12 protein-coding genes are annotated in these 12,346 nt (G+C 36.5%); 10 read left to right on the top strand and 2 right to left on the bottom strand.

Annotated elements, in window-relative coordinates:
• Window positions 1-36: 36 nt before the first annotated feature.
• Entirely contained in the window at window positions 37-1,482 is a 1,446-nt protein-coding gene (gene dacB, locus B3P17_RS07480) for a D-alanyl-D-alanine carboxypeptidase/D-alanyl-D-alanine endopeptidase (protein ID WP_291104810.1), read from the top strand.
• Here dacB and B3P17_RS07475 read toward each other — a convergent pair.
• The gene (locus B3P17_RS07475) at window positions 1,471-2,352 is read right to left on the bottom strand and encodes a DMT family transporter (protein WP_291104807.1); all 882 of its coding nucleotides are present in this window, start codon (window positions 2,350-2,352) and stop codon (window positions 1,471-1,473) included. The two genes, dacB and B3P17_RS07475, sit on opposite strands and share 12 nt — an antisense overlap.
• Window positions 2,353-2,616: 264 nt before the next feature.
• Here B3P17_RS07475 and B3P17_RS07470 point away from each other — a divergent pair, with 264 nt between their 5' ends.
• The 5 genes from B3P17_RS07470 to B3P17_RS07450 all read left to right on the top strand — a co-directional run bounded on the left by B3P17_RS07470 (window position 2,617) and on the right by B3P17_RS07450 (window position 8,692).
• Window positions 2,617-3,357 (top strand): copper homeostasis protein CutC, encoded by a 741-nt coding sequence (locus B3P17_RS07470; RefSeq protein ID WP_252637838.1) that lies wholly within the window; start codon window positions 2,617-2,619, stop codon window positions 3,355-3,357.
• A gap of 103 nt (window positions 3,358-3,460) precedes the next feature.
• On the top strand, window positions 3,461-5,335 hold the full coding sequence (gene mnmG, locus B3P17_RS07465) for a tRNA uridine-5-carboxymethylaminomethyl(34) synthesis enzyme MnmG (RefSeq protein WP_252637839.1): 1,875 nt from the start codon (window positions 3,461-3,463) through the stop codon (window positions 5,333-5,335).
• Window positions 5,336-5,413: 78 nt separating this feature from the next.
• Window positions 5,414-5,965, top strand: a complete 552-nt coding sequence (locus B3P17_RS07460; RefSeq protein WP_135105355.1) for an adenine phosphoribosyltransferase — start codon at window positions 5,414-5,416, stop codon at window positions 5,963-5,965.
• Between the two features lie 138 nt (window positions 5,966-6,103).
• Window positions 6,104-7,912 (top strand): excinuclease ABC subunit UvrC, encoded by a 1,809-nt coding sequence (gene uvrC, locus B3P17_RS07455; protein WP_252637840.1) that lies wholly within the window; start codon window positions 6,104-6,106, stop codon window positions 7,910-7,912.
• Between the two features lie 180 nt (window positions 7,913-8,092).
• Window positions 8,093-8,692: an HdeD family acid-resistance protein gene (locus tag B3P17_RS07450; protein ID WP_252637841.1), complete on the top strand. Its 600-nt coding sequence runs from the start codon at window positions 8,093-8,095 to the stop codon at window positions 8,690-8,692.
• 81 nt (window positions 8,693-8,773) lie between these two features.
• Here B3P17_RS07450 and B3P17_RS07445 read toward each other — a convergent pair whose 3' ends face one another.
• A complete protein-coding gene (locus B3P17_RS07445) occupies window positions 8,774-9,529 on the bottom strand; it encodes an SDR family oxidoreductase (protein WP_252637842.1) in 756 nt (251 codons plus the stop codon).
• Window positions 9,530-9,703: 174 nt separating this feature from the next.
• On the opposite strand from B3P17_RS07445, the gene B3P17_RS07440 reads away from it, so the two are divergent.
• The 4 genes from B3P17_RS07440 (at window position 9,704) to deoC (ending at window position 12,314) form a co-directional block, all read left to right on the top strand.
• Complete coding sequence (locus tag B3P17_RS07440) at window positions 9,704-10,546, top strand: methylated-DNA--[protein]-cysteine S-methyltransferase (RefSeq protein WP_252637843.1); 843 nt, start codon at window positions 9,704-9,706, stop codon at window positions 10,544-10,546.
• 134 nt (window positions 10,547-10,680) lie between these two features.
• Window positions 10,681-11,133 carry a D-aminoacyl-tRNA deacylase gene (gene dtd, locus B3P17_RS07435; protein WP_252637844.1) on the top strand — a complete coding sequence of 151 codons (453 nt, stop codon included), beginning with the start codon at window positions 10,681-10,683 and terminating at the stop codon, window positions 11,131-11,133.
• Between the two features lies 1 nt (window position 11,134).
• Complete coding sequence (locus tag B3P17_RS07430; RefSeq protein ID WP_006841611.1) at window positions 11,135-11,461, top strand: nucleotide pyrophosphohydrolase; 327 nt, start codon at window positions 11,135-11,137, stop codon at window positions 11,459-11,461.
• 1 nt (window position 11,462) lies between these two features.
• Complete coding sequence (deoC, locus tag B3P17_RS07425) at window positions 11,463-12,314, top strand: deoxyribose-phosphate aldolase (protein ID WP_291104797.1); 852 nt, start codon at window positions 11,463-11,465, stop codon at window positions 12,312-12,314.
• Window positions 12,315-12,346: the final 32 nt, after the last annotated feature.

Here is a 12,346-nt window from a genome sequence, read left to right as displayed (position 1 = left end):
TATTTATTTTTCTAATTTAATTTCAGCATTTTGCTCATGAAGAAGTTGAAAATACAGTATTTATTAATATTCTTTGTTCTAGGATATTACACTTTGTCAGCACAAACAAGAGAACAAAGTTTACAACAATTTTTAAATAACAAAGGTTTAAAACACGCCTCTGTTGGAATTTGCGTAAAAGATTTTTCGGGAAAAGAAATAATATCAAACGATGCGAATAAAGCTTATACTCCGGCATCGATACTCAAAGTAGTAACTACAGCCAGCGCACTCGAAGTATTTGGACCTGACTATAGATATAAAACAACATTGGCAAAGGATAAAAACAATAAAAAGAACCTGTTGATTCATGGATATGGAGATCCTACTTTAGGAACAGAATTTCTGGATAATACCCCTTCCATATTTCTTTTTCAGTGGATAGAAAAAATAAAAGAAAACTTTCATTCCAACGACAAAATCGATATTACCGTTATAGATGACTACTTTGGATATGACGGAATTTCGGAGCAATGGACTTATCAGGATATCGGAAATTATTATGCTTCAGGGTCATACGGAATAAGTATCTTCGACAATACCTATAAGCTTTACTTCAATACGCTAAATGCAGACACCTGCCCTCTGATTGTAAAAACCGAACCGGAAATAAACATCGACTTCGAAAATAGGCTCAAGCTAAACAATAATGATGCAGATAACGGATACATACATGGGTCTCCCATGTCAAATAAAAGGCGCCTAACGGGAGATATCCCCGCAGGAAAGGCATCATTCAGCATAAAGGGAGATATCCCGAATCCGGGGCTTTATTTAGGTCAGACAATAAGTAAGCTATTGCAAGAAAACAAATATCAAGTCGGCACGGTGAATACTACCTATGAACAATATTTTAGTCAGAAGTATCAGAAAGAAAAGAAATATTTCGATGAGAAGGTATTCTATACCCACCTTTCATTCCCGATGAAAGATATTATAAAGGATACCAATGTAAGAAGTAATAACCACTATGCCGAGTACTTGATACGCACAATAGGACGAGATAAAAACAACGACATTTATAATTCGGCTCTCGATGCAGGAATAGAAAGAGTAAACGACCTGTGGAAAAGCAGAGGATTAGACTCGGAAGCACTAATAATGTACGATGGAAGCGGATTATCTCCTGCTAATGCAGTAAGCCCCAAGTTTATGTGTGACCTTCTCGTTTATATGCAGACAAAAAGCAAATATGCTGATGCCTTCTTAGAATCTCTACCAAAAGCAGGAAAAGACGGTACAGTAAGAAATCGATTGAAAGGCACCCGATTAGAAGGAAAAATATCGATGAAAAGCGGGAGTATCGGAGGAGTGCAATGCTTTGCAGGTTATTACATGAACGGGGACGAAAAGTATGCATTTACAATTATGGTAAATAAATTTACGGGATCACGTAGCGAGATAGTAAAAGCAATAGATACCCTTTTATTATCAATCTTCTAAGGGTTTCTCTTTACTTGTGACTATTACCAACGTAACAGCACCTATCACAAGAGCCAAGCCGAAGAAGCTGTTCCATCCGAATGGTTCGCCAAAATGTAATATGCCGACTAAAGTAGCCACTACAGGCTCCATCGATCCCAAAATAGATGCAATGGTAGATCCGGCATACTTAACAGCCGAAACCAAGGCTAGTCCTGAAAGAACGGTCGCAAATAAGGACAATCCTATCAGATTGAACCACGACATGGCATTCGGAACTATTTCTATGCCTGTGGTAAAATATGAAAATACAGAGAAAATAAATGCACCGAAAAGCATTACATAAAAAGTAAACACCTCCGGATCAAGACTTTTAATACTATTCCTGTTTAAGCTGACAATATAAGCAGAGTATGTAAAAACAGTCATTAATACAGACAAAAGCCCCCTGGTATTAATAAATCCTGTATCGCTCCAACACAACAAAGCAACTCCAACCAAAGCCAAGAGGGCTGCAAACAACAAGTTACGAGATAATTTCTCTTTATAAAATATGATCATCATGCACGCAACTACCACAGGATAAAGGAAATGGATAGTAGTTGCAACTCCGCTGGAGATAAAATTATAAGAGTAAATTAAACCCATCGATGTCATCGTATAAAGCAACCCCAAGAATAACAGCTGAGTAGCCAATTTAGGAGAGATTCTAAAATTCCTTTTCCGAATAAGACATACAATACCCAGAAAAGCTGCGGCCAACAAACTACGATAAAACAATATAGAAGGAATATGCATCCCTGATTTCAATAAGGGAATAGAGAAAAATGCTATCAGCCCGAAAGTTCCGGATGATATCAACGCCAATGCAATTCCTTTTGATTTACTCATTATATTTTCAGTGCGAAAGTAAGCAAAGTTAATATTTCATTTTCATTGTTATCATATTTTCAATATCGCCACGCAACAAACACAGATAACATTCTGATTATATTATAATTACAATAATAAAATCAAAAAATTATAATAATTAAGACAATTAAGCATCGCATAACCAAAGCATCTGAATATTTGTTCAAATAATAAATTATTCTTTATATTTGGAACTTCTAAAACAAAAAAACAGAATAATTAATTAATAATAAGCAAGTTATAATGAAAATAGTAGCCGAAGTTTGTGCAAATTCAGCACAATCAGCAATCGAAGCTCAAAAGGGAGGAGCTGTTCGGGTAGAATTATGTGATAATCTCGAAGAAGGGGGAACAACCCCTGCCCTTTCGCAAATAGAATTCACACGAAAAAATTTGAATATACAGGTGAATGTAATCATACGTCCACGCGGAGGTGATTTTTTATATAATGATCTCGAATTTGAAATGATGAAAAGAGACATCCATCATTGCGGTTTAGCGAAATGTAACGGGGTCGTTTTTGGTATTTTAAATCCTGATGGAACAATAGACAAAGTAAGAAATAAGGAACTGGTTGAGATTGCTCACCAATATGGCATGAGTACTACTTTCCATAGAGCATTTGACAGATGCTCTGATTTGAATAAATCTCTCGAAGATATTATCGAACTGAGATGCGATAGAATACTTACCTCCGGCGGAATGAAAACAGCCCCTGAAGGAAAAGATATTTTAAGGCAATTAATAGAACAAGCAAATAACCGCATCATCATTATGCCGGGTGGAGGCATTACAGAAAATAACATTTCAGATCTTGCAAAGGCTACAGGCTTGAAAGAGTTTCACGGTTCTTTCAGAAGCCGGTATACAGGAAAAATGCAATACCAATCTCCCGTCTTCGACAACTTCAATGAAGAGTATTCGATATTGCTATCGGACGCCGAAAAAATAAAATTAGCAATAGAAAATGCCAACAAAGCATAAAGAATATTGTTAATTTATATTGTACTGTAAACTAGCACATAAAAAAGAAAACAAAAAGTGCTAACTTTGCAGTGCAAATAATTATTATCCCCTTTTAAATAAGATGAATTTCAAATATGATATAATTGTCGTTGGGGCAGGTCATGCAGGCTGCGAAGCAGCCGCTGCGGCAGCCAATATGGGCTCGAAGACTTTGCTCATAACAATGGACATGAATAAGATTGCCCAGATGAGCTGTAACCCCGCAGTAGGGGGAATAGCAAAAGGACAAATCGTTCGAGAGATCGATGCGCTTGGTGGGCAAATGGGCATCGTTACAGACAAGACAGCAATACAGTTTCGCATGCTTAATAAGTCGAAAGGGCCGGCAATGTGGAGCCCGAGAGCTCAGAGTGACAGAGCCAGATTTATTATGAAGTGGAGAGAGATTATTGAAAACACCGATAATCTTTTTATTTGGCAAGACACTGTAACCTCATTGATTATTCAAGACAAAACAATAACCGGAGTAAAAACAGCGATGGGTGTTGAATTTTCAGCCAAAGCCGTAGTTCTTACCAACGGAACTTTCTTGAATGGGTTAATGCATATTGGTAAAACACAACTCGGCGGAGGACGTGTTTCTGAACCCGCTTCATTCGGAATCACCGAACAATTGAGGAATTTTGGGTTCACTACCGACAGGATGAAAACAGGAACCCCAGCCCGTATAGACGGAAGAAGCGTTGACTTTAGCCTGATGGAAGAGCAAAAAGGAGATGATGACTTTCACAAGTTCTCATACCTTGACTATGCGCCACGCACACTGAAACAACTTAGCTGCTGGATAACGTATACAAACGATGATACCCATGCCACATTACGCGATGGATTGGATGATTCGCCACTATACAACGGGCAGATAAAAAGCATCGGGCCACGATACTGTCCAAGTATAGAAACAAAGATAGTTACTTTCGAAGAGAAAACATCTCACCAACTATTTCTCGAACCGGAAGGTGAAAGCACACAAGAATACTACTTAAATGGGTTCTCATCTTCTCTCCCACTCCACACTCAAATTGAGGCTTTACAGAAAATACCGGCATTCAGAAATATACATATATATAGACCCGGATATGCAATAGAGTACGACTTCTTCGACCCTACTCAATTAAAACATACGTTGGAAACGAAGCTCGTTAAAAACCTGTTTTTTGCCGGTCAAATCAATGGGACTACTGGTTACGAAGAAGCGGGAGGACAAGGATTAATAGCAGGAATAAATGCGCATATCAATACCCATGGCGGAAACGAATTTGTCTTAAAAAGAGACGAAGCATATATAGGCGTACTGATAGATGACCTTGTAACAAAAGGCGTAGACGAACCTTATAGGATGTTTACATCAAGGGCAGAGTATAGAATTCTTCTTCGTCAAGACGATGCTGATGTACGTCTAACAGAAAAAGGATACAACATAGGGTTGGCAAAACAAGAAAGAATTGCTTTATTAAATGAGAAAAAAGAAGAGGTTCAAAAGATAATAAACTTCGCTGCTAATTATTCCCTCAAGCCGGAATATATCAACGAAGGATTATCCAACCTCGGAACCAACCCTCTTAAGCAAGGCATGAAGCTAAAAGATGTAATCACACGCCCACAAATTACAATAAAAAGCATCGCAGAATACATCCCTGCCTTCAAAGCAGAACTTGATAAAATCCCGAACAGAAAGGAAGAAATAATAGAAGCAGCGGAGATCATAATAAAATATGATGGCTATATAAAACGTGAACAAACGATAGCAGAAAAGATAACACGACTGGAAAACATTCGAATCAAAGACAAGTTTGACTACGAAAACATCTCTTCCCTATCAACAGAAGCACGACAAAAATTATCAAAAATAAACCCAGAAACAATTGCTCAAGCAAGCAGAATCCCCGGCGTTTCACCCAACGACATATCTATTCTTCTTGTGCTACTAGGCAGATAAATGAACATGTTTCACGTGGAACGTATGCTAAAATAAAAATTGTTCCACGTGAAACACGACTAATATTAAACAAAAAAAATGGACAAAAAAGAAAAGGAAGAAAAGCTTTTAACTCTCCGAGAAACGGTAAGAAACATACCAGACTTCCCGATACCCGGAATTCAATTCAAGGACGTCACTCCATTATTTAAAACAAAAGAATCTCTATCAAATCTTACAGAAGTTCTTTTAGACGAATACAAGAATAAAGGAATAACAAAAGTTGTTGGTATAGAATCGAGAGGATTTATCATGGGGCCAATTATGGCCTTAGAACTTGGGGCCGGTTTCGTCCCAATTCGCAAACCCGGAAAATTACCAGCAGAAGTATTCGAACAGGAATATGAAAAAGAATATGGAGTAGATAAAATTCAAATACATAAAGACTCTCTATCAAAAGACGACGTGGTGTTGATCCATGATGACCTATTAGCTACAGGAGGCACAATGTATGCTGCGTACAAATTAGTAAAGGACATGGGAGTGAAAAAAATATATGTCAACTTTATCATTGAACTGGATGCACTAGAAGGCAGAAAGCTATTTCCTGCAGAGATTGATATTAATTCTTTGATTCATTACGAGATTTAAATTCTACAAAAAATTTAGGAGGAGGGGAGAAAAAAGAATTCTTCCCTTTCTTTTTGATTATAAATAGATATTCATTTGTAGTATAGAAAACAAATGAATAATTTCACGTAAAATACAATAAGTAAAGAAAAGAGCACGATGATTAATGATTATTTAAAAAATATCATTAGAAATATCCCCCAGAAGCCTGGTTGTTATCAATATTATGACGACAAGGGAGTAATCATATATGTAGGGAAGGCAAAAAATCTAAAAAAACGAGTTTCTTCATATTTTACAAAAAACCATGAGGACAGTCCGAAGACAAGAATACTGGTCAGTAAAATAAAAGATATCAAATATATCATTGTTGAATCGGAAGAAGACACTCTCCTACTCGAAAATAGCCTGATCAAAGAATTTCAGCCACGATACAACGTAATGCTGAAAGATGACAAATCATATCCGTCTATTGTTATTAGAAATGAATATTTTCCTAGGATAGAAATAACAAGAAAGATACTGAAAGATGGCTCTAAATATTTCGGACCATACTCTAATGTACTGAGTGTAAAGACTCTCCTAGAGTTAATCCACAAATTGTATCCTATCCGTACATGCTCATTAAATCTTACGCCGGAGAAAATTGCAGAAGGAAAATATAAAGTCTGTCTAGAGTATCATATAAAAAGATGCAAAGGTCCTTGCGTTGGTTTACAGGATTCTGAAGAATATATTAAAAATGTAAATGCTATTCAGGAAATCTTAAAAGGAAACACCAACCTTGTAAGCGAATCTATCTATTCAGAAATGCAGGCACTAGCCGAGAAGCAAGAATTTGAAGAAGCGAACAAACTAAAAGAAAAATTTATATTAATTGAGAATTTCAAAAATAAATCAACCGTAGTAAGTTCAATCAAATATAACATTGATGTATTTAGTTATGACGAAGATGCAGATGCAGGATATATAAATTATTTGAATGTGTATAATGGTGCTGTTATACAGGCATATACATTTGAATATAGAAAACGGATAGAAGAAGAAAAAGAAGAATTGCTTGCTTTGGGAATTATTGAAGTAAGAAAAAGATTTGGCTCTACAGCGAAAGAAATTGTTGTGCCATTTCTCCCCGACCTGAAATTAGATGGTGTAGAAATTAACATACCTCAACGAGGCGATAAGAAAAAACTATTGCTTCTTTCAACTCAGAACGTAAGGCAATACAAACTAGACAAATTAAAAAGAGCAGAAAGTCTAAATCCCGAACAAAGGGGTACTCGCATCCTGAAAGAAATGCAAAAAGACCTGAACCTCAAAGACTTGCCATCACACATTGAATGTTTCGACAACTCTAACATACAGGGAACCAACCCCGTATCGGCATGTGTTGTCTTCAAAATGGGAAAACCTTCAAAAAAAGACTATCGCCACTTCAATGTTAAAACAGTAATTGGGCCTGACGATTTTTCAACAATGCGAGAAGTTGTATATCGGAGATACCACAGACTTATAGAAGAGGGAAGTCCCCTACCCCAACTTATTGTTATCGACGGAGGCAAAGGTCAGCTAAGTGCAGCTTGTGAATCGTTAAAAGAACTTGGTATTTATGGCAAAGTAGCCATTGTCGGGATAGCGAAAAGGCTTGAAGAGATATACTACCCGGAAGACTCTATCCCACTCTATCTGGATAAAAACAGTGAATCTTTGAAAATTATACAACACCTTAGAGATGAAGCACATAGGTTTGGAATTACTTTTCACCGCAACCAAAGAAGTAAGGGACAGGTAAAATCTGAATTAGATAATATTAAAGGCATTGGTGAAGAGACTAAGCGGCTTCTACTGAAAGAATTCAAAAGTGTAAAAAGAATAAAATCAGCGTCTAACGAGGAAATCGAAAAAGTAGTAGGTAAACACAAAGCTACATTAATTGAGAAATATTTTACTGAAGAAAAAGAGTCATAAATCTAAATATCTGTACAATAAAACTTTACACTTGCAAGAAAGAATAAAATAAATTATACCTAAAAAGATTCGCTTTAAAATAGCGTATAATCATTCATCACATTTAACTTTCTCGAAACTAAATAAGTTCGTAGACGTTATAATATTATAACACATAAACTAATTAAAAATAACGTACACATGAGAAATGATTTATTTTATTCTGTAAAACAAGCCGTCAAATACTGGTGGGTTTCATTGTTAATCGGACTACTAGCTATAATGCTGGGAATTTGGTGCTTAACATCTCCGTGGACTACAATTACAGCATTATCAATTGTATTTTCTGTAACTTTCTTCGTAAGTGGTGTTTTCGAAATAATATTTGCTGTGTCAAATAGAAATACACTCAAGAGCTGGGGGTGGACTTTAGTCAGTGGTATTATAGACTTATTATTCGGTATTATTCTTATATCAATGTCTCCTGCAGTAATCGCAATCGTACTCTCATATTTTGTTGGATTCTGGGTAATGTTCCAGTCTATCTGGGGAATAGGAGGAGCTGTAGAACTACGGAGAAATGGAGCTAAAGGCTGGGGATGGCTGCTTACATTAGCTGTTTTGGGTGTGATTCTGTCATTTATTTTCATAATGAGTCCTGTTCTAACATCAGGATTTATAGTAGCGCTCATTAGTATTTCGTTCATCTCTTATGGTTTCTTTAGAATATACCTTGGAATGAGATTAAAATCTCTTCATAAGGAAATGGAAAATATTGAAAAAGAAATACATAACGAGTAAGTAGAATGGGATAACATTTAATTTTTTGGAACAAAAGATTTAGAGGTGTCTACTTTTAAGACACCTCTAATCATATATAGATTATATCCTAACCTCCGGAAAACCGCCATCGACAGATATTTCTGCTCCCTGTATGAAAGAAGCATCATCAGAGGCAAGGAATGTTACCACTTTAGCAATTTCAGAAGGCTGTGCAAACCTCTTTAGTGCAACTTGAGGTAACACATACTCTACAATGGTATCTATCTGATTTTTAGAAAGATTAGATCGATCGAAATAATTTGTACTTACCGGCCCCGGACTTACTGCATTTACACGGATATTCCTCGAAGATAATTCTGCCGCAAATGTCTTCACAAAGGATAAAATAGCTGATTTGGCAGCAGAATAAACAGAAGAGTTCTGCATTCCCATCTTTGTCACGTTCGAAGAATTCAATATTATGGAGCTCCCCTCTCCCATCAATGGCAATACTTGTTGTACTGTAAACAAAGTTCCTTTTACCAAGACATTAAACATCTCATCGAAATGTTCTTCTGTGACTGCCTCAATAGGCGCATATTTCCCAAAACCTGCATTTACATAGAGGATATCTATCCGAGGCGAAATGGATCTAATATTTTCATTAATAGCCAATAAATCAGACATATTCCCGCCATCTGAAACAAAACCTACAGCCTTATTTCCTAATTCAGACACTGTTTTATCTACTGTCTCTTGATAGCGTCCTGTAAAAATGACTTTTGCTCCGTTCTCAATAAAATCGATAGCTGTCGCCTTACCTATACCGCTTGTAGCTCCTGTTATAAGGGCTACCTTTCCTTCTAGCTTTTTCATATTTGTTCTATTTAATTAAACAGTACAAATATATTCTGTCATAGAGTCGCCTAAAATCCATTTCTTGCTATTATAGAGGAAAAGTAATTCCACTAAAAGCGAACAAATTCAGCAAGAAATGGATTCTATAATTATAAACTACTATGTAGCTTTGTAGAATAAAAAACCAAAACTATGCTTAATCAAGAATCATTAGATTTCAATCGCATCAAAAAGGCAATAGAATATATTAGTGAAAACTACAAATATCAGCCTAGTTTGGATAAGATTTCGGAACATATCCACCTTAGTCCCTTCCATTTTCAGCGATTATTCAAAGAATGGGCAGGAGTAAGCCCTAAACGCTTCTTACAATATATAAGTATACAACATGCAAAACAGATCTTAAGAGAAACACAAGCAACATTATTCGATACGGCATTCGAAGTCGGCTTATCAGGGACGAGCAGGTTGCATGATCTATTCATAAATATAGAAGGAATGACTCCCGCTGAATACAAAAATGAGGGAAGCTATCTTACTATAAACTATAGCTTTGCACTCAGTCCATTTGGAGAAATAATTGTGGCTTCAACCCCAAAAGGAATTTGCCACATGTCATTTGCAGAAGACCATCAAGAAGCAATTAAAAACCTCACAAGTATTTTTCCTAAAGCAAATTATCAGAATTCAACAGATGAGATCCAAAAGAATGCAATACGCATATTTAATCTGGATTGGGAGAGTCTTGATAAAATAAAATTACACATCAAAGGTTCTGATTTTCAGCTTAAAGTGTGGCAAGCCTTACTAAATATACCGATGGGGCAATTATCATCATACCAGAATATTGCTAATCTCATAAATAGCCCTAAAGCTAGTCGGGCTGTGGGAAATGCAGTGGGACAAAACCCGGTAGCATATCTCATCCCTTGCCATCGAATAATACAGTCTACAGGGGCTCTGGGAGACTATCATTGGGGACACATCCGCAAGACATCTATGATCGGGTGGGAAGCTGCTAAAGTATATCAATAGTAATATAGTGGATTATACAAATAATTATTAACCTCAACTTGTGTTAGTAATAAATGAAGCAACTTAGGTATATTTGCAAATTAATCTCTAATTTTAAAGTCCATATCTAATTATGCGACTCTATTTTATGAAACATGAGGATATTAATACAAAGAGTAAGTAAAGCATCAGTTACAATCAACGGCAGTATAAAATCAGCAATAAATCAAGGGCTTCTTATCCTTGTCGGTATAGAAAATTCAGATAATAAGGAAGATATAGAGTGGCTCTGCAACAAGGCTGTAAACCTCAGGATATTTGATGATAAGGAAGGTGTAATGAATTTATCAATAAAAGATATCAATGGCGAAATACTTGTAGTATCGCAATTTACCTTGCATGCTTCCACTAAAAAAGGAAATCGTCCGTCTTATATATATGCAGCCAAACCCGAAATTGCTGTACCTTTGTACGAAGAATTTTGTACCGTTTTGGGCAACAAGCTAGGTAAACCGGTACAAACAGGCGAATTTGGAGCAGATATGAAGGTAGAACTCACAAATGACGGTCCTGTAACTATATGGATCGACTCGAAAGTAAAAGAATAACATGACAATAAAAGAAGCACAACAGGAGGTAGACCAATGGATAAAAACCGTGGGCGTACGCTATTTCAGCGAACTAACCAACATGGCTATCCTCACCGAAGAAGTGGGCGAATTAGCCCGCATCATGGCGCGTACATACGGCGATCAATCTTTCAAGAAGTCTGATCTGAACAAAGATCTTGGTGACGAAATGGCCGATGTACTGTGGGTACTTATCTGCCTCGCAAATCAAACAGGGATAGATCTCACAGACGCCCTAAAAAAGAATATTGAAAAAAAGACTAACAGAGATAAAGACAGGCATATAAACAACGAAAAATTGAAATAGAATGGCAGAAGTAGATAAATACAGAGATACTCTAAAAAAATATAAAACAGACATTAAGGATACTGATATCACTCAGAAAGTGAATGAGATAATCAGTAAGAAATTCGATCAGAATAATACCAAAGAGGTATATAAAAGGATATATTCGTGCATAGATCTCACATCATTGAATACAACAGATACGCGCGAAGAAATCTGGAATTTTACAGAAACAGTAAACGACTTCGAAGGGTCAAGCGATGTAGACAATGTAGCAGCAATATGCGTTTTCCCGAACTTTGTAGAAACAGTAAAAGAAGCTTTAACGGCAAATGTAAATATAGCCGCGGTAGCAGGTGGATTCNNATTTACAGAAGTTAAAATAGCAGAAACAGGACTTGCTGTTGCAAGTGGAGCCGATGAAATAGATATTGTACTCAATCTAGGATACTTCCTGGAAGAAAACTACGAAGATGTTTGTGAAGAAATAGACGAAATAAAGAACGCATGCCGTGAAGCAAAGCTAAAGGTAATACTTGAAACAGGAGCACTAAAAAGCGCTAAGAATATAATGAAAGCCTCTATCCTCGCATTATACTCAGGTGCTGATTTTATAAAAACTTCAACAGGAAAAGTATATGAAGGTGCTACGCTCGAGGCAGCATACGTTATGTGTACTGCAATTAAAGAATATAACCAGAAAACAGGGAATAAAGCCGGATTTAAAGCTTCAGGAGGTATTTCTACAACAGAAGATGCTGTAAAGTACTATACCATAGTAAAAGAACTACTGGGCGATGAGTATCTGAATAAAGAATACTTCCGTATAGGAGCAAGCAAATTAGCGAACAACCTATTGGAAAGTATTAAGTAGGCCATACCTATCACCAGACACAGAAAAAAAGA

This window comes from Dysgonomonas sp. UBA7630, from assembly GCF_002483985.1.
In the GTDB taxonomy this organism is placed as follows: domain Bacteria; phylum Bacteroidota; class Bacteroidia; order Bacteroidales; family Dysgonomonadaceae; genus Dysgonomonas.
Note: the sequence above shows the minus strand (reverse complement) of the source record. Positions and strands in the feature narration are given on the sequence as shown.

Bases quoted from the DNA above. Each gene is read 5' to 3' on its own strand.
- dacB (WP_291104810.1), top strand. From the start codon at position 37: ATGAAGAAGTTGAAAATACAGTATTTATTAATATTCTTTGTTCTAGGA.
- B3P17_RS07475 (WP_291104807.1), bottom strand. From the start codon at position 2,352: ATGAGTAAATCAAAAGGAATTGCATTGGCGTTGATATCATCCGGAACT.
- B3P17_RS07470 (WP_252637838.1), top strand. From the start codon at position 2,617: ATGAAAATAGTAGCCGAAGTTTGTGCAAATTCAGCACAATCAGCAATC.
- mnmG (WP_252637839.1), top strand. From the start codon at position 3,461: ATGAATTTCAAATATGATATAATTGTCGTTGGGGCAGGTCATGCAGGC.
- B3P17_RS07460 (WP_135105355.1), top strand. From the start codon at position 5,414: ATGGACAAAAAAGAAAAGGAAGAAAAGCTTTTAACTCTCCGAGAAACG.
- uvrC (WP_252637840.1), top strand. From the start codon at position 6,104: ATGATTAATGATTATTTAAAAAATATCATTAGAAATATCCCCCAGAAG.
- B3P17_RS07450 (WP_252637841.1), top strand. From the start codon at position 8,093: ATGAGAAATGATTTATTTTATTCTGTAAAACAAGCCGTCAAATACTGG.
- B3P17_RS07445 (WP_252637842.1), bottom strand. From the start codon at position 9,529: ATGAAAAAGCTAGAAGGAAAGGTAGCCCTTATAACAGGAGCTACAAGC.
- B3P17_RS07440 (WP_252637843.1), top strand. From the start codon at position 9,704: ATGCTTAATCAAGAATCATTAGATTTCAATCGCATCAAAAAGGCAATA.
- dtd (WP_252637844.1), top strand. From the start codon at position 10,681: ATGAGGATATTAATACAAAGAGTAAGTAAAGCATCAGTTACAATCAAC.
- B3P17_RS07430 (WP_006841611.1), top strand. From the start codon at position 11,135: ATGACAATAAAAGAAGCACAACAGGAGGTAGACCAATGGATAAAAACC.